The 18,678-nt window shown below is 35.9% G+C and carries 10 protein-coding genes; all 10 read right to left on the reverse strand.

Features of this window, described 5'->3' with window-relative positions:
• Positions 1 to 26: 26 nt before the first annotated feature.
• On the reverse strand, positions 27 to 1,448 hold the full coding sequence (locus OLM54_RS13900; RefSeq protein ID WP_264535188.1) for an alpha/beta hydrolase family protein: 1,422 nt from the start codon (positions 1,446 to 1,448) through the stop codon (positions 27 to 29).
• Positions 1,449 to 1,600: 152 nt separating this feature from the next.
• The gene (locus OLM54_RS13905; protein WP_264535189.1) at positions 1,601 to 4,363 is read right to left on the reverse strand and encodes a glycoside hydrolase family 78 protein; all 2,763 of its coding nucleotides are present in this window, start codon (positions 4,361 to 4,363) and stop codon (positions 1,601 to 1,603) included.
• A gap of 191 nt (positions 4,364 to 4,554) precedes the next feature.
• Entirely contained in the window at positions 4,555 to 6,420 is a 1,866-nt protein-coding gene (locus tag OLM54_RS13910; protein ID WP_264535190.1) for a six-hairpin glycosidase, read from the reverse strand.
• A 152-nt stretch (positions 6,421 to 6,572) separates the two neighbouring features.
• A complete protein-coding gene (locus tag OLM54_RS13915; protein ID WP_264535191.1) occupies positions 6,573 to 7,490 on the reverse strand; it encodes a glycoside hydrolase family 43 protein in 918 nt (305 codons plus the stop codon).
• A gap of 116 nt (positions 7,491 to 7,606) precedes the next feature.
• Complete coding sequence (locus OLM54_RS13920) at positions 7,607 to 9,175, reverse strand: glycoside hydrolase family 28 protein (protein WP_264535192.1); 1,569 nt, start codon at positions 9,173 to 9,175, stop codon at positions 7,607 to 7,609.
• 158 nt (positions 9,176 to 9,333) lie between these two features.
• Positions 9,334 to 10,740: a glycoside hydrolase family 140 protein gene (locus OLM54_RS13925; protein ID WP_264535193.1), complete on the reverse strand. Its 1,407-nt coding sequence runs from the start codon at positions 10,738 to 10,740 to the stop codon at positions 9,334 to 9,336.
• A gap of 265 nt (positions 10,741 to 11,005) precedes the next feature.
• Positions 11,006 to 14,164, reverse strand: a complete 3,159-nt coding sequence (locus OLM54_RS13930) for a DUF6298 domain-containing protein (protein WP_264535194.1) — start codon at positions 14,162 to 14,164, stop codon at positions 11,006 to 11,008.
• Positions 14,165 to 14,357: 193 nt separating this feature from the next.
• Entirely contained in the window at positions 14,358 to 16,058 is a 1,701-nt protein-coding gene (locus OLM54_RS13935; protein WP_264535195.1) for a polysaccharide lyase, read from the reverse strand.
• Positions 16,059 to 16,158: 100 nt separating this feature from the next.
• Positions 16,159 to 16,830: a DUF3826 domain-containing protein gene (locus tag OLM54_RS13940; RefSeq protein WP_264535196.1), complete on the reverse strand. Its 672-nt coding sequence runs from the start codon at positions 16,828 to 16,830 to the stop codon at positions 16,159 to 16,161.
• A gap of 125 nt (positions 16,831 to 16,955) precedes the next feature.
• The gene (locus tag OLM54_RS13945; RefSeq protein ID WP_264535197.1) at positions 16,956 to 18,659 is read right to left on the reverse strand and encodes a polysaccharide lyase; all 1,704 of its coding nucleotides are present in this window, start codon (positions 18,657 to 18,659) and stop codon (positions 16,956 to 16,958) included.
• Positions 18,660 to 18,678: the final 19 nt, after the last annotated feature.

Raw genomic sequence — 18,678 nt, forward strand, 5'->3', positions numbered from 1 at the left:
TTAGTGTAATCTGTGTTTATCTTTTCTTACTTCTTAACCTCATAAATCTTGTTATTCTTCTCTCCAAACATTTCATATAATTTGTTGATGTCTTTTAATGCATTTTTAGGCAGATTTTCAGCTTTATTCCCAAAAACATATAATTTATCATAAGGTTCAATTACACAAGTCGATTCGTCGATTTCTCCGTTTGCATTTTTGACTTTGTTTAAATCCAAACCTAAATATTTTGCCATAAAAGGATATAAAGCCATACGTTTTGAAATTCCAAAATCATGTCCTTCTTTTGCAAAATGAGCATTTTCTACCAAATCTTTTTTTCCGTATAATTCATACGTTCTTTGAATAAAAGGAAACTCTAATTCAGGAACTGCCAATGTCCAGTCTTTTCCATCAGAAACAATCAATTGTGGTTTTGGTGCCATCATTGCCGAGATTTCAGCATTATTTGTTCCGTTGCCGCAAAGGTGAATTCCGCGCCCGCTTTCGCACGGACAGCCTCCAGAAAAATGAGAAGAAACCATTACAACCGGAGCCGAAACTGTAATTCGGTCATCTAAAGCTGCCAAAAACATGGTGTGTGATCCTCCGCCAGAACCGCCTGTAACGCCAACGCGCGACATATCAACATTTTTTTGAGTCGATAAATAATCCAATAATCGTATTCCGCTTAAAACCTGAACGGTTGATGCAATACTATTTCTGTGTGTTTCTTCGGGAAATTGTAATAACGATTCTCCCCACGCAAACAAATCATAACTTACTACGATTGCACCCATTTTTGCCATAATTGCACAACGATATTGTTCGTCTTTTCTATATCTTCCGTCACCAAAATGTCCGTCCGGCGTTAAAATAACAGGCGCTTTTTTGTTTAACGGATAAGGTTTGTAAATCGAACCTGTTGCATAAACACCAGGCAAAATTTCCAATCCAATATTCTCAATACTGTAATCTTTATAAATTCTTTTTGGCGTTAAAATAGGTTTTGATTTTGGCATTAGCGGCGCTTTGTCCAAACCAAAAGACGTAATCATACACGCTTTTATTTCTTTTTTACGTGCTTCCCATTCGGTTACATTCGAATATAAAGTGGTTAAATAATCTAAACGCTCTTTTCCTTTATCAACAGAAACTTTATGGTTTTCATATTTTCTGATGATATAGGTTCCGTCCGGTTGTTTAAAATACATTAGTTCAAACGGAGCCAAAATATTGGTTAGCGAAATAGCCAGATTTCCTTGTTCGATTCTCCAATCGGCATAATCCAGTTCTTTTCCTTTTAATAAACCTCTGTCGTCATTAATAGTAACATGAAAAATAGTTTCAATTTTTTTTAATGTTTCCGAAACCGGTTTCCTGAAATTTTCATCAGAAGTTATTTGTGCATTTGAAATTGTCAATGCAAAAAGTGAGATTGCTATATATATGTGTTTTATTTTCATCATTTATTGTGTTTAAACTAGCTTAAAATTGAACGCGGATGACGCAGATTCGCTAAAGCGAAGACGCAGATAAAAACGGATTTTTTATTTTAATTATGGATAAAAACTATTAAAAAAATCCGTTTTTATCCGCGTTTTTACGAAGTAAATCCGTGTCATCCGCGTGCCATTAACTCGCATTCGATTGTATATTTTCCTGACCCTAATTTTAAATTTTTAGTTGCTTTTCCATTCACTTTTATTTCTGAATCTTTAGCAATTGGTAATTTTATTGTCGCCGATGTATTAGTCGGAATCTCCACTTTTAAAATTAATTTTCCGTCTTTTTTCTCCCAGCCCGAAGCAATATTTCCATAAATAGATTTATAAGTTGCTTTTACAAAAGTCATATCGCCAACAATTTCGGGCTGAATAAAGAAATGTTTGAATCCCGGATTTTCCGGATCACCAACAATTCCGGCTAAACTTTGGTAAAACCATTCTTCGATTTGTCCCATCATAAAATGATTCCACGAATTTCCTTTTCTTGGGTCCCATTGTTCGGTTAAAGTGGTTAAGCCAAATTTTATCTGAAATCCATAACCCGGCGCATCATAATGATTGTTCATTTTATACATCATTTCGTTTTCGCCATTTTGAGCCAAAGCCTGAAATAAATAACGATTTCCAACATCACCCGTTGTTAATCTGTCGCCTTTTGCCTTTATATCTGCCAATAAATTTTGCATTACAGCCGCTTTATATTGTGGTTCTACAAGATCCATATAAACCGGAACAGCGTTACTAAACTGGCTGCTTGTACCATATTGTTTGGTTTCGAGATTGAAAAATTCTTTATTAAAAGCACTTTTTATATCCGCCTTTAAGGTTTCGTATTTCGAAATATCTTCGGTTTTGTTCAATAATTTTGCTGCTTTTGCAACCAAACTTGCTCCATAAAAATAATGAGAAGTTGCCGAAAGCGCAATCGGACTATTTTTTGAATATCCTGCGGCATGCGTTCCGTAATCGTACCAATCTCCTAATCCATACGAAACAATATTATCTTTTGCTTTTGTACCTAAATAATCAACGTACTTTTTCATTACAGGATAATATTTCTCTAATAAAGAGGCATCGCCATAATATTCATAATACATCCAAGGCAGAATTACGCCGGTTACGCCCCATTCCGGTGAATCGGTAAAATCGCCTCCAAAAACTACATATTCAGGAACTATTGTCGGGATTAAACCATTTTCTCGTTGCGAATCTGAGATGTTTTGCATCATTGCTGGAATATAACTTTCGAGATTATAATTGAACATTAATCCAGGTCCGTTTAGGTGAACTTCTTCCAGCCAACCCAATTTTTCACGCTGCGGACAATCGGTAAAAACACTCTGAAAATTACTTTTTATCGAGTTATTTATCAGTTCGTGTGCTTTATTAAAAATTACGTTTGAAGATGTAAAAGTTCCTGCTTCGCCCGCCGAATTATAAATGAAATTTGATTTTAAATCTACCAATGTTGGCAAGTTTTTATCTTTGGTTTCTTTATAATTGATGTTCTCAATCTGAACATATTGAAATCCGTAATAACTAAATTTTGGCTGCCATTCTTCTACACCTTCACCTTTTAAAGTATAATCATAATAATAAGGTTTTCCGGATCTTCCCTGACCAACGGTTCCGTCGTCATTTAATCCTTCGCCAACCCAAACGCGAACTATTTGTCCTTTTTTTCCTTTGAGTTTTATGGTTGGAAATCCTGAAAGATTTTGTCCCATATTAAAAACAAAAAAGTTTGGTTTTAGCTCTTTTACTTCCTTAATATTATATTGTTTCTGAATCGTAATTGGCGGCGCTGTTTGTGCTCGTAAAATTCCTTTTGGTGCTTCCTGAACAATAACTTTTTTCCAATTCGAATCATTAAATCCTTTCAAATTCCAGCCTTTTTGTTCTAAATTGGCGTTGTAATCTTCGCCTCCAAAAATACTGTTATATATAATCGGACTTTTACTGTATTTCCAGCTTTCATCTGATTTTAAAATATCTTCGGAACCGTCTTTGTAAACCACTTTCATTTTAAAAAATAAAGTTGGCGGACCAAAACTCACAAAAAACTTGGTATATCTTTCGGCAAGTGTATTGTACATTCCGTTTCCTAAAAGTACGCCAATTACATTTTCGCCATTTTGCAATTCTTTACCCGATAATTCGTATGTATTATAATTAACGGTTTTATCGTAATCTGTCCATAAAGGTGCAAACTCGCTATTGCCAACTTTTTTTCCGTTAAGGGTTAATTCATAATGTCCTAATCCGGAAATATAAACTATGGCTTCTTTGATTTCTTTTGTAATTTGAAATGGTTTTCGAAGTATAATACTTCTGCGCGACAAAGAATCAGAAGCATTGATTATCGCATCTTTTTTCTCTCTTTTGTAAGTTGCCGAATGGTAATTTCTGCCTTCGGGTAAATGACTATCGGCTTTTGTAATCGCTCCAATCCACGTTGGGTTTAAGTCTGATTCATTTGGCGAAATTCTGAAAAAAGCGGTTTTACTCCATGAAGAAGATTTATCATTTTGATCCCAGATTTTTACTTTCCAGAAATATTTGGTTTCACTTTTTAGAGCGTTTCCGCTAAAGTTTATTTGAAGATTTTTATCTGAATTTACTTTTTTGCTATCCCAAATATCGGCTTCGTCTTTTTGAAGTTTTTGTTCTGATGAAGAAACTAAAATTTGATACGCTTTTTGAGAAACATTTGATTTATTAGAAACCAATTGCCATCCAAATCTTGGTCGATTTTGAATTACTGCCAATGGATTTTCTGTCATTTCGCAGGTTAAATGCACAGCAGAAATTTGTCCATTTGAAATGAAAGTTGCCAGAAGACAAAAGAGAAATAATATGTTTTTTAAATTCTTCATTTCTTTGTGTTGAGATTGGAACGCGGATGACGCGGGTTTACTTCGTAAAGACGCGGATTTTTTATTCTCATTTTTTGTCATCCTGACGGAGGAAGGATCACACTAGAAACTCCGCAAAGTTGATCGACAATCATTGTCGAGCTACTTGTGTGATCCTTCCTCCGTCAGGATGACAAGATTGTGGCTATTCTTTAATTCTTTTTCGTAATCAACGATTCAATATTAAAAACTGCTTCGGGAATTAATTTTCCTGTTTCGGGTAAATCAACAAAATCATCTACATCTGCCGGAGTATCTGTATTTGGTGTAAAACGCTGATCTCCGGTTCTGAACATAATTCGTTCAAAACCATCAACCGGTGCATAAAATATTTTTGTTGATTCTTTATCGTCGTTCACTTTTATAGTGTACGAACGGGTTTTAGTATTTAGTTTTACGGTGATTTTATAGTCTTTATTGGCTTCGTATTTTGCAATGTTATTGTAACGCGCTCCGGTTTTTGTTTTTAGATTTCCATCTGAATCAAAAATCAAACGAACGGCAGGCAATCCTTGTTTATTTTGGAATTCGATCTGCAATAAACCATGATTATTTTGTTCGGGTTTTACGGTAAAAGTCGCTTCCATTTTTTCTGCAAACGGAATTACGCGTTCGGCACGTGAATAATCGAAAAAGTCCTGATCTCTTAATGTCAGCCATTTTTTGCCATCTGTTTTCTTTTCTATTTTAGTTGAAGCCCACGATAAATCATACGTATTCCAAAGTTTCAATTCTTGTCCGTCAGGAAGTTCATTGAAAACATCTTTTACATCTTCATTTACAACAGAAGTTACAGGAACTGGAATCGACGCAACCCAAATATCTTCTTTGTTTACGCTGTAACTTACCCAAAGTTTTCCGTCAGGCGGAGTTCCATCGGTTTCGGGAATTCCGCGAACGTATTGTGGTCCGGCAGATTTGTAGTTTCCGCCATAGCGCATTGGAGAAATTTCGCCGTGAACCAGTAATAAATCTTTGTAATTCAGTCCGTCGTCACTTGTCGAAATCGCCAATGGCCAACGGTATTCTGACGGATTATAAACAGTTGCATATTTATTATCTGATGTTTTTTGTCCCCATATTTTGGCATTGCTATTTACAAAACCCGGCGCTCTTGTTGGATTGTATTCCCATGTTTTTCCTTCGTCTTTACTTATAGATGTTAAAGCAAATTTCCATAAACCAACTACGTTTCCGTTTGGTAAATGATAATAATTAAAAGCTTTAAATTGTTTTTTTAGCGGAATTAATTCGTCATCGCGATCAGCTTCTTCAACCCATTGCTGCATCAATAAAGGTTTAGAAAGCATTTCGTCACAAGCTTTTATAAATCCTTTGTCTTTGCTTTTTTTATAAAATGGAAATGAAGTCGATTTTTCATTCCATGCTTTATTATATCTGATAAAATAAATCGGACCTAAACTTCCGTTTTTATAAATTTCTCTTACGACGCGACCAATTCCTTTTCCGTCATTTGGATCGTCTTTTTCATCCATTGCAATTCCGTAGTAACCAACAGAAAGCAGTCTTTTATCTGAGGTAACATAAAATCCCATTCGCTGGTGCATTACGGCATCAAGATTTTTGGCAATTCCTTCTACACCTTCTTTTTTAAATCCGTCGGGAATACGATAAACAGGAAAAAGCACCGAAGGTTTTGTCCAAGTTACACCATCTTTTGAGGTCATCATGAAGGTTTGTCCCGGCGGAATATGTTCTCCGGTTGGATCGCTTAAATAATGCAGATAGAAAGTATTGTTCCAATAAGCAATCATCGGTTGATGATTGTATGTCCAGCCAAAACCATCTGCTTTTTCAGGATGTTCACGGCTTGCACGCATAATTTGTGTTGCATGAACTCCAACTGCTGGACTTAATTGTCCGTGATGATAATCGACGTTTGAAAGTGTTTTGCCAACATAACGCACGGTGTCGTTTTGTGCATTTACAGCTGCACAAAGCAATAGTATTGTGGCTGTAGTTATGATGTTGGTTTTTATATGTTGGAAAGTAATCATTGTTTATATTTTTTTATTTCACGCAGATTCTGCTGATTTTGGCTGATTCATGCAGATTAAAATTAAAAATCTTTTTGATCTGCCTAAATCTTTTTAAATCTGCGTGAAAAATTTACTCTCGCAGATTTAGCAGATTAGGCAGATTTTTTTATCTATTTCTTTTCAATTAATCCTTTTAAAACTTCTTCGGATATTGTTGTAATCGTTCCGTGTTTGTGTCCTTCTGGAAGACTTATTTTTGAAGAAACATCTTCAAAATGAACAAAATCTGAGGTGTTTAAAGCTTTATAGTTTTTTGATCCATAATTATCATAATACAGCAGCCAATTTTTGTCCACTTTTACAACTGTTGGTCCTTCTGATAAATATTCTGTCAATGGTTCTGAACTTTTACCGAATGGTCCTAAAGGCGATTTCCCAAATGCTACTTTTATATTTCGCATGGGTCTTGTGTTGTCTTTCAAAACCAAAACATAATCTTTTTTGCCTTTTTTCACAATCACACAATCGATCACGCTAAAACCCGGATCGTAATATAATTTTGTATCTGAAAATGTTTTAAAATCTTTGGTTGTTACATAATACATTCTGTGATTATTTTTCTCTTCTTCCACTCCTTTTTCAAATCGAAACGGAATTGTAGATGCCCAAATAATAATGTATTCTTTTTTGACATCATCATAAAAAATTTCCGGTGCCCAAACGTTTACTACTTCGGATTCGTTTTTCATCACGGGAATATATTGTTGTTGTGACCAATGAATTAAATCTTTAGAACTGGCGTATCCAAAACCATTTCCGCCTTTCCAATCGGTTGTCCAAACCAAGTGATATGTTCCGTCGGCTCCTTTTGTAATAGAGGGATCGCGCATGATTTTGCTGGCTCCTATTTCTGGTTTTAAAAATGATCCTTCAAGACCTTTCCAATTATAGCCATCTTCGCTGTAAGCCAGATACAAACCGTCGGTTGCGGGTTCCCGAAACGACGTGAAAAGATAAATTTCTTTCTTTTTCTGCGAATAGCTTATCGCAAAAAGGGAAAGAGTGATTATGATGAATATTTTTTTCATGTTGTGTTTTTCTTCTCCTGCAAGGTTTTGGAAACCTTGTAGGTATTTCGGTATGTCTATTCGTTGTAAATAATTAAACCTACAAGGTTTTGAAAACCTTGCAGGATCGTAACTTATTATTCTGTAATTGCTTTTTTATCTAAAGATGTTCCTCTTTTTATAATCGTTTTTACGTGATTGAAAACATTGTTTTTGAGGAAAATATCTTTTGTTGCTTTTCCGTCAGCTTCCAGAAAAACATCTGTTGCAAACATTGGAAAATTATTATTAATCATCATGTTCGAAACATTTGTCAGCTTAATAACCGGTGTGTTTGCTAATGGTTTTGCTGTTGAAACATTGTCTAATATCAGGTTTTGAGCATCTTCAATTTTGAAAGAAGCGCCAATTGTTGTGTTTATTTGTACATCGTGAAATTCGATATCTTTTGCCGTTTGAACCGAAAAACCTTCTTTAGCATCTATATTGATGTTTGAAAATGTAATGTTTTGAATTGGCATTTCAGAAATTCCGCGAATTACTCCTGCTTTATTTACATCGCCGGCGGTAACATTGCTAATATGTATGTTTCTAAAAATTGGCGTTTTCTCAGAAACAGGTTCTTCTTTACTCGATTTATCGTAGAATAAATCCATCACGATGGCTTCTTCTTTGATGTTTTTCATGACGATATTATCGATACGAATATCTTCGACAACGCCGCCTCTGCCACGAGCCGATTTTAATCGAATACCGCGATCTGTGCCTTCGAAAACACAGTTTGAAATGGTGATTTTCTTGATTCCGCCCGACATTTCACTTCCAATTACAACGCCGCCATGACCGCTTAACATGGTGCAATTTGTGATGGTAACATTTTCTGTTGGTCGGTTATATTTTCGACCGTCTTCGTCTCTGCCTGATTTTATCGTAATACAATCATCGCCAACACTAATATGGCAATTCGAAATATGAACATTTTTGCAGGAAGATGGATTTATTCCGTCTGTATTTGGCGAATGCGGATTAGAAATTGTGATTCCGGTAATGGTTACATTATCACAAAACTCAGGATTTACAGTCCAGAAAGGCGAATTTTGAAATGTAACGCCTTCGATTAAAATATTCTTGCAATTATAACTTTGAAAAAAAGAAGGTCTGAAAAATTTCTTGTCCATTGTTCTTTTATAATAATCTGAATATACAATACCTTGGTTCTGCTCGTCCCACATTTTTTGATATTTCGTAAGCGGAATTGGTTCTTTTGCTGTTTCAATTCGGTAAACTTCATTCCACCATGCTTTTCCTTGTCCGTCGATTACCCCTCTGCCTTTTATGGTAATATTCTCGGCATCTTTGGCATAGAATAATGGTGAGAAAGATTTCATTACCAAGCCTTCATAACGCATTTCTACAAAAGGCAAATAATCATCAAAATTGTCCGAAAATTTTAAAAGTGCTCCGGAATCTAAGTGAATCGTAATGTTACTTTTTAATTTTAAAGCGCCCGTTAAATATTCCCCGGAAGGGAAAAATATTGTTCCGCCACCATTTTTTGATGCTTTTTCAATAGCATTCTGAATGGCTTCGGTACATTTTATTCCTTTGTTGTTTCCTCCTTCGTTTAGGATATTCAACCAGCCGTCGTTTGCGAAAGCAGTGTTGAAGCCTAAAGTGAAGAAGAGTATGATTATGATGTTTTTCATTGTTGTTGTTTTTGGTTCACGCAGATCTGGCAGATTTTGCGGATTTTATTCTCTTTTTTTGTCATTGCGAGGGACGAACCAATCACATTTACAAGATCAAGCTTTGTGTCTTATTATTAGTGAGGTTGCTTCGTTCCTCGCAATGACGTACTTTTCGGTTACTTTGACCTTAAAATTAAAACCCAATCATTTCCATCTTTTTTATCTCCTGATGGCTGAAATTCTTTAGTTCCTTTATTCTCAATTATTCCAATTTTGGTTTCTTTTCCATTTTTGGGATTGTACCAACTTGCTGTAACTTTATCTCCGGCAATTTTGCCCATATTCAGCACCATTTTTCTTCCATTATAGGTATAAACTAAAGCGTACTTTTCGCCTTTTGTTGCTACAAGATAATCGTATTTTTCTCCTTGATTTGCGATTAATGACTGATCGGGAATTCTTTCTAAATATGGAAAACTCAGCATTAATTTTTTAATATAAATCATTTGTCCGGCTCCGGGCGCGTTGATGGCGTTTGTCCAAAGTTCTTTATTTCCGTAGGCTGGTTTGTCGCCTTTTCTAAACATTTGCATTACGGCATTATGTCCGTACGTATATCCTGCCGCGCCTGCAAAAACAGACCAATATCCGTATCTTCTCACGTCGTTGTCTGTCCATTTTGGCTGTAACGTATCGTGCAAACCATGCGGAATTCCTTCGTAAGATGGTTCTCCGTCAATTGTTGGTTTTGTTGGTTTTAAGGTTAAATCTCTTTGGACAAATTTGTAATTATCTTCTTTAAAGGAATCTTTCAATGTATCCTGATCGTATCGTCTGTGTCCGGATTGAAACATATTGAAATCCAACCAATTTGCATTATGATAATTCTCTGAGGAATCTGTTCTTCCAAATGGGTGAAATGTTACTAACTGGTTTGGATTGTTTGTTTTTAATGTGCTTCCAATCGCGTTCCAGATATCTGTAAATTCATTTCCGTGTGTATCGCCTCCGTTTAACCAGATAATATTGGTTCTGTTTTTATAGCGATTTGCTAAAAACTTAGCGTATTCTGTCGCTTGTTCTTTGCTTACTTTATTTCCTTTTGAAACGTTTGTTCCCCAAACTGGCACCATGGCAACGTAGATTCCATTTTTCTGAGCAACACCCAAAGTGTAATCTACGTGATCCCAATAATCGTATTCTTCCGGATTATTAAAATTATTCCCTGGTGTCGTTAAAGGTTTCGCGATATCTTCATTACTTAAAGCCATGTCGCCGTATATATTTTTCACATTCAAACTATGCAAAACCATTACTTGCACTACATTGAATCCTTTTTCTTTTCTGTCTTTAAAATATTTTTCTACTCCAGCTCGGTCCAGTTTTCCGAATGTTAACCAGCCTGTATCTCCTAACCAAAAGAATGGTTTTTGATCTTCGGTTACGAAATAATGTTGGTTTTTTGAAACTTTAATTTCCGGCAAAGAACCTTTTGTTTTTGTGGCAGATTGAGAATATCCGCTTTGCGCTATTAACAAAAAGCTTATACAAATGGTGTATAGATATTTTATTTTCAGATTCATTTTTGGTTTTATTTTGAATTGTGTGTGTTTTCTTTTGCCACAAATTGCACTAATTTTCTCGAATTTCCTCTCGTTGTGTTTTTTGTTTCACGCAGATTTCGCTGATTTTGGCTAATTTACGCAGATCAAAATTTTAAAAATCTGTTGAATCTGCTTTTATCTTTTTAAATCTGCGTGAAAATTTTTACTCTCGCAGATTTTGCTGATTAAGCAGATTTAAATTTAATTTGTGCTAATTAGTGCAATTAGTGGCGAACCTTTCTAATTATTTTTTAATTATAAAAAGTACTTTTTCTTTTATTTCAGATTGGGGAATTACTACTGTTTTTCCTCCTTTGATATTTGCTTTTTTAGTGAAATTTCCGGTTGCGGCGTTAATCGCGTACACTTCAAAATCTCCTTTGTAAGCAGAAAGATCGACTGAAACTTCTTTTTCATTTTTGATGTAGAAAAGGTAACTTTTTCCACTATTTTCTAATGTCCAGATATTGTCTGAAAACGTATTTCCGGCTACTAATTTCATTTCGCTTAAAGCGGAATAAAATTCCGGAAGCGCAATTTTTGGAATATTTGGCAACGAAGCTCCCGCCATTAAAGCCGGCCATCCAAATCTTGGAGACGCATCTGTAGAGTAAAGAATTACTTTTTCAGGATATTTTTCACGGTATTCACGAACGGCGCGATATACCTGATCGTCTGTTTCTTTTCCGGTTTTTAATTTTCTGGCGTGTTGTCTTGGCGCTAAATTTAAACCTCCTTGCGGTGCATAGGCAGATCCGTCTTCTTTATAATACCAATAACGAATGTCGATTGCGTCTACTGTTTTGGCTCTTTGCGCATCATTTAAAATAGCATCCTGAACATCTTTTGTAGCGCTTAAACCAATGATTCCGCTTTTATGGGTTTCGTCTTTCCATTTTTGAACTTCATCTATCCAAAATTCCATAAAATGAAGCGGTCCAGTATATTCCGCGCTTGTTAACTGAATTACGTTGCTGTTGTCCTGAAAGTTTTCTAACGATTTTCGGATGAAACCCTGATGTAATTTTCTTCTAACAGGATTCGTAATATCATAAAATTGTTCTGCCATAAAGATACGTTTGTCTCCTGCATACGGCGGTGGTTCCGGAAAACCTGTACTGTTTATATTGTTTGCCGAACGCCACGGTGAACTTGCCCAATGCGCTCCGGCTTCTATAATATTATGTTGAAAATATTGTTGATTGACTAACAATTGTCCTTTGGTTTCTGCCAAATCAGCAAAAAGTGCCAAACGATCCCAGTACCAATCGTTAAATTTTGTCAAATCGTATTTGCTTAATTGATCCCAGGCCAAATCCTGACCGCTTCTTGCAAATGGCTGTTCGTAAAATGGGGGCCAAACATCGGCATCAAAACGGCGAACGCGTTCGTGATCGTCCATTCTTCTTTCGTACCATAATCCGTAATTATGTTCTACAGCAACCATATTATTGGTACTTAAATAATCAACAACTTCGTTGATATTATCTGTAAATCCGGTTCCTGTTCTTCCCGGAACAAATCTCGTAATATCCGGCGATGATTTAGAAATATCACTATCTCTCAAACTTCCTCGCCACCACGGCACGTTTAATCTATTTCCTGCAATTACTTTATTGTCGTACGTAAGCCAACCATTTTTTGTAATTACTTTAGTATTGGAAGTTGTATTTTGTTCTGTATTTATTTTTAAATCATTCGCGTTTTTAAGACCTGAATTATTGGTGTCGATTGGATTCGATTTTGAAACTTCGCCAATCCATTCCAGTAAACTTTCTTTTGGGGCAACTGAATTTTTAGTTAATTCCTGTGCCACTTCAACTGCGGGACTTGATGAAGGTTCTGAACCCAAATCATAAATAAATGGTTTTACAGGAAGTTGCTGCAAACGATTTTCTAGTTGCGCATAAAACAAACTTCTCGGACTAATATGACCGTTTACATCTTTCCAATGACCATCGCCTGCCATGATTCCGCCCCAAACCCCAAAAGCCCAGTTTTGCGCCGTTGGCGGATTATAACATTCTATTTTAGATGCCGAAGTTTCCCAAATAACGCTATTTGCCGCTGTCCAGCCTGCGCCTCTTCCGTTTTGTTCTCTGTTGTTGTAACTTAGAGCGTGACCGTCGACATACGAAACATCAAATAAAACTCCTGTCGCCCAACTGCCAATGGCTCCGCTGTTATTGAAAGGCAAATACGATTGACATTGAATAAACACATTTGGACCTGTTGTTCCAAATCCGCCTACTGCAAAATCGTGATAGCCATATTCTGAGTAACAACGCTGAAATAGGGTCTGTTGCCCTTCTGTATAAAAAGTATGTCGTCTAAAACCTGCAATTTCAGAAATTGGTTCGGTTGCAATACAATCTTCAACTGTAATTTGTTGCGCTGATTTTAATAACGAAACTGCGCCTCCTGAAAAGTGTTTGAAATTAACTTGTTTTACCCAGGCATTTCTTGTGTTTTCGATGCTAATGCCTAACCATCTGTGTTCTTCGTCTTTTGGTTTCGACTGATCGTAAGTTGATTTCAACAGTATATTTTCAACTCCGATTTGCTCAATTCGTCCTGACCAGGAATAGGTTGTTACTTTTGCGGTTCCGTAAACATCATCCAAAGTCATTGTTAACGGAGCATTTAGTGTTACTTCGTTTCCGTTAATTTTGGTGATGATTCTGTTCCAGCTAATATCCCAATCGTCTTTTTTCCAGCCAATCCAACCGGTTTCTGCGCCAAAATCGTCCATCTTTAATTCTTTAATCCAGTTTACGGTTAAAGGTTTTGTGATGATTATTTCATCGGATGGTTTTAATTTTGAGGTATTTTTTAATTGAATTGTTTTTGTTCCGAGTGGTGTATAATTGGTGTTGAAATCAAAAGTTTCACCTGACTTTTTATCGTCAATTCCTAAAATTCTAATTACAGCTTCTCGCTTTAATCCGGTTCCTAAAAGAATGGTTCCGTTTTCACTGTTTCCGCTTCCGCGTAAAACAACACCTGATTTTCTGATGAATAATGTTCCGGCAATTTTAAATGTTCCTTTGTCTAAAAGTACAGCACCGCGAAAACCTGTTTTGTTTGGTTTTAGATTACTTACATAATCAATCGCTGCCTGAATTCTTTGTGTGGCATCTTCTTCTTGTTTTGGAACAAATATTTTATTCTCAACATTTGGAATTGCTTTTTCAGAAGCCATATATCCTGCATACGAAAAATCAGGAATTTGATTTCCTTTGTTATCGGCTGTAAAAGAAAGTTTTCCTTCTTTTGTTTTTATGATATCTGGGAAATTGGTTTGTGCAACGCTATTGTTTGTAATTAAAAACAAAGCGGAACAAAGCAAAAACAAATTGTTTTTATGAAGGGAGATTATATTTTTTAGTTGAGTAAAATTCATTTTTTGACTTTAGAATTTAAAACTTCTTAGATTATTATTTTAACCACAAACTTTGGGAGTATTCTTTATGTTTATTAAACCCGACAGGTTTTTAAAACCTGTCGGGTTTGTGTTGACGTTAAATTATATTCTTTTAATTGGAGACCTGACAGGTTTTAAAAACGTGTTAGGTCTGGCGAACTAATTTAAGACTTTATTGCAATAATACTTTCGATAATGTATCTGTATTATTTTCTGTTTTTGTCCAGTCTGTTTTAGATTTTGGATCTATACCGTTAAAATATTTTTCAATATTGGTATATCCGTCTCCGTTTGAATCTTTATTGGCATCTGATGCATCGTTTGGATTCAAGCCGTATTTCTTTTCCCAGGCATCAGAAATTCCGTCATTATCAGAATCTTTATAGGCTTTTCCTTTATAATCAGGATATCCGCCAACTTGATTTGGATTGGTAATAATTCCTCTTTTATAAGAGTCTGCCGGCAATCTTCTTTTAATGAATTCTTTTCCAATTGAATTTTCCAAACCATCTTTCGATTCAATTTTTCCTGTACGAACTTGTTTGATAATTCTTTCGTCAACTGCATCTCTTTTTGGCAAAGTTGCTCCAACATTATTCAATACAAATTCATAGGCTTCTTCTGCTTTCATAATTGTAATATGAGGCATCGAGAATGGTTTTGGCTGTTTGATTAATTCTAAATATTGTTTTGTTTCTTCAGCCGACTGATCTTCTAATTGTATACCGCCATTCCAGTTATCTGCTGTAACTTCCGGAGATCCAACGATATAATTTCCGTCAACATAAGCTCTTCCGTATGTTTTGGGTTTCATATAACCTGATTCCGGTTTTAGAATTCTGTAACGAATTGGCTGATCTGTTGGTGTTATTGGTCCCGGTTTGAAGTAATTATTGATGATGTTGAACATCGAACGATAATCTCCTCCGTCAAGGGAACGGTTCCACCAATTGAAAATCACATTATTCACAAAATTAAAATCGCCATACATTCCGATAGAAGCATTTCTTGAAATATTATCGGCCCATAAATTACGCATAAATGTACTGTTTAATCCGCCAATTGTACTTCCAAAAGCATGATTATAAGTATCTAAACCTTCTGAAGAAATGGTGTTTTGAATGGTGATATTACAAGCAGGTAATTTCTCCAGTTTCGATTTATCATTTGCTGCAAACTGATGTCTGTATAAGGAAATATTTTCGTCTAATCCCCAGCTTACTGAGCAGTGGTCTACAATTATATTTCCGATAGGATTTCCGCCAAGTGCGTCGTCTCTGCGTGTAACATCTGTTTCTCCTCTGCGGAAACGCATATGTCTGATAATTACGTCGTGTGTATCGATTTCTAAAGTTTCTCCTGCAATGCAAATTCCATCGCCCGGCGAAGTTTGTCCGGCAATTGTAACGTAAGGCGCACGCATACTGATACGTTTTTTTAAGTGGATTATTCCTGAAACGTTAAACACGATTATTCTGGCTCCAACGGCTTCGCATGCTTCTCTGAAAGTTCCTTTTCCACTGTCTTCTAAACTGGTTACTACAAATATTTTTCCGCCTCGACCTCCCGGTGTAAATGCTCCTCCGCCTTCAGCTCCCGGAAAAGCAGGAATATCGGCATGAACAAAATCTTTAGGATAGGAAGCCCAAGGTAAATATGGTCGTCCCAATTTTGCTTCGGCCTGAATTGTGCTGTAATTAGCGGTCCAGATTTCGGCTAATCTTTTTTCTTCATCGGCCAAAATCTGATCGGTTTTGTCCTGAAGTGGTTTTGGGATTTCGGGATATTGCGCGTACGCAGAAGAAAAGAAAGAACAAAATGAAATAATCATCATTGTTCTTTTCAGGGTGGTTTTTTGGAAATTGTTTTTCATGAGAGTTAGTCTGAAATTATAAGTTAGAGTAGTTTGACAGTATAATTCATAAAAGGTTTAATTTAAAAATGTTAAAATTACACTTATTAAAAATTATCTACTATTCCTTCTTTTTATTCTTTTCTCTTTCTTCAACACGTGCGTGCCAGTCAGCACTTTCTTTGTTTAAATCGTAACCTTGTTTTGATAAATAATTATTAATTCTTCCTTTGTATTTACCAAACCAGGCATGTTTTTCTTTAGATGAGCCACCGTCCATTGCATGTTCTCTGGCTTCTACTAAATTGGTGTAGATGTATTCTTTTTGTTCTTTGGTTAATGCCGGCAGCATATCCTGATATCCTGCGTATGTGATTTCGACAACTCCGTAAGTCATTCCGTCTTTAACGGCAATAATTTTATCTTCTGTTAATTGAGTTCCTAATTTTTTCAAATAGGCCTTGTGCAATTTTTCAATAGCTTTATCTGCTGTTGCTTTTAGCTTATCAATTTTTTCGTTTTGCTTTTCTTTTGCTAAACTTGCATCTTCTTTTACTTTTTTGATTTCAGCATCTCTCCCATCCTGAATTCCAGTCAGATCTCTAAATTGCTGTGCAACAATATCGGTTACTGTTTTTTCTTTTGCAGGGTTTGCCAACTCTAATTTTGCTACAATTTTTGAAGCTCTTTCGTTGGTTACTTTTATATATTCGGGATCTAAATTTTGTTGTGCTATTCCGTTAAAGAATGCGAAAAGCACCATCAAAACACTTATTTTTTTAATTGACTTCATTTTAATAACTTCTATGGGTTACTATGATTTTTTATAAATCTGCCTAATCTGTTAAATCTGTGAGCTAATTTTTTCTCGCAGATTTAGCAGATTTGGCAGATTATTTTTTTGTTATTCTTTAAGAATTACTCTTGTATAGACTTTGTTAGTGTTTCTTGATTATTGCTTAAATCTTTCCAGTCTACTTTTTTAGTTGGATCAATTCCGTTGATGTAATCTTCGATATTTGTATATCCGTCGTTGTTTGAATCTAATTTAGCATCTGAAGGATCATTTGGGTTTAAACCATGTTTTTTCTCCCATTTGTCCGGCATACCGTCCTTGTCTGTATCAACATAAGGTTTTCCTTTATATTCAGGATATCCGCCAACTTGTGAAACATCTGTAATAATTCCTTTTTTATAAGAATCCATTGGTAAACGTCTGTGTTCGAATTGGTAGAATTCTTTTTTCTCTAATCCTTTTGCATATTCAGGAACTCCTGTTTTTACTGTTCTTACGATTCTTTCGTCTACTTTATCTCTGATTGGCAATGTTGCGCCCGCATTTTTCAATACATATTCATACGCTTCATCAGCTTTCATAAATGGGTGAAACCAAGGCATTGGGTAAGGTTTGTCTGATTTCATTTTATCGAAATAACCTTTAGCTTCGTCATAAGACATTAGTTCTCCTTTTTTATTTTCGATCTGAACACCGCCATCCCAGTTGTCTTTTGAAACTTTATCGTTACCGGCAACTATATTTCCGCTTACGTATGCTCTGCCAAAAACCATATAAGGCAATTTACTTCTTCCTGATTCCGGTTTTAAGATTCTGTAGCTAATTGGCTCATTCAAATCAGTAACCGGTCCCGGTTTGTAGTAGTTGTTCATGATGTTGTAGATAGCGGTATAATCACCTCCGTCTGTTGATCTGTTGTACCAGTTGAAAATTACATTGTTTGCAAAGTTGAAAATACCATTCCATCCAATTGAAGGATTTCTACCGGCATTGTTTGCCCACATATTCCTGATAAAAGCGCAATTTTCTCCTCCTAAAGTACTTCCAAAAGCATGGTTGTAAGTATCCAATGCTTCTCCAAATAAACTGTTTTGGATTGTAATGTTTACTGTACCCACTTTTACATCCGGATAACCCGGACCCGGGCTATAAATATGTCTGTACATTGACATGTTTTCGTCTAATCCCCAAGTTGCAGAAACGTGATCGATCATAATATTTCCAACAGGATTTCCTCCAATTGCATCATCACGACGACCTACGAATGTTTCTCCTCTGCGAAAACGCATGTGTCTGATTACTACGTCGTGTGTGTTGATCCAAACTGATTCTCCTGCTACGCAAATACCATCTCCCGGAGCTGTTTGTCCTGCAATAGTAATATAAGGGGCACGAATAATTAACGGGCTTTTGATTTTGATAATTCCTGAAACATTGAAGACAATAATTCTGGCTCCTCCTTTTTCGCACGCTTCACGTAAAGTTCCTGGCCCGCTGTCTTCAAGACTTGTAACGGTGTAAACATTTCCGCCACGACCTCCAAAAGTGTACATTCCTCCACCTTCGGCACCAGGGAAAGAAGGGATATCTGCCTGTGGTAAATCGTTTGGTCTTGATGCCCACGGAATATAAGGTTTGCCATGTTTGGCTTCTTCCTCAATAATTACAAGTGCTTTTTCCCAAGCTTCGTCAGAACGTTTTTCTGCTTCATCCATAATGACTTTGGATTGTGCCTGAACTTCGGGACTGATTTTTGGATATTGGGCAAAACATTGGAAACTTCCTAAAAACAATAGGAAAAGAGCCGATAAAGTGAAATTTTTCATACTAATTTTTAATTATGGT

The sequence above is a fragment of the Flavobacterium sp. N1736 genome, from assembly GCF_025947065.1.
Classification (GTDB): domain Bacteria; phylum Bacteroidota; class Bacteroidia; order Flavobacteriales; family Flavobacteriaceae; genus Flavobacterium.

Bases quoted from the DNA above. Each gene is read 5' to 3' on its own strand.
- OLM54_RS13900 (WP_264535188.1), bottom strand. From the start codon at position 1,448: ATGATGAAAATAAAACACATATATATAGCAATCTCACTTTTTGCATTG.
- OLM54_RS13905 (WP_264535189.1), bottom strand. From the start codon at position 4,363: ATGAAGAATTTAAAAAACATATTATTTCTCTTTTGTCTTCTGGCAACT.
- OLM54_RS13910 (WP_264535190.1), bottom strand. From the start codon at position 6,420: ATGATTACTTTCCAACATATAAAAACCAACATCATAACTACAGCCACA.
- OLM54_RS13915 (WP_264535191.1), bottom strand. From the start codon at position 7,490: ATGAAAAAAATATTCATCATAATCACTCTTTCCCTTTTTGCGATAAGC.
- OLM54_RS13920 (WP_264535192.1), bottom strand. From the start codon at position 9,175: ATGAAAAACATCATAATCATACTCTTCTTCACTTTAGGCTTCAACACT.
- OLM54_RS13925 (WP_264535193.1), bottom strand. From the start codon at position 10,740: ATGAATCTGAAAATAAAATATCTATACACCATTTGTATAAGCTTTTTG.
- OLM54_RS13930 (WP_264535194.1), bottom strand. From the start codon at position 14,164: ATGAATTTTACTCAACTAAAAAATATAATCTCCCTTCATAAAAACAAT.
- OLM54_RS13935 (WP_264535195.1), bottom strand. From the start codon at position 16,058: ATGAAAAACAATTTCCAAAAAACCACCCTGAAAAGAACAATGATGATT.
- OLM54_RS13940 (WP_264535196.1), bottom strand. From the start codon at position 16,830: ATGAAGTCAATTAAAAAAATAAGTGTTTTGATGGTGCTTTTCGCATTC.
- OLM54_RS13945 (WP_264535197.1), bottom strand. From the start codon at position 18,659: ATGAAAAATTTCACTTTATCGGCTCTTTTCCTATTGTTTTTAGGAAGT.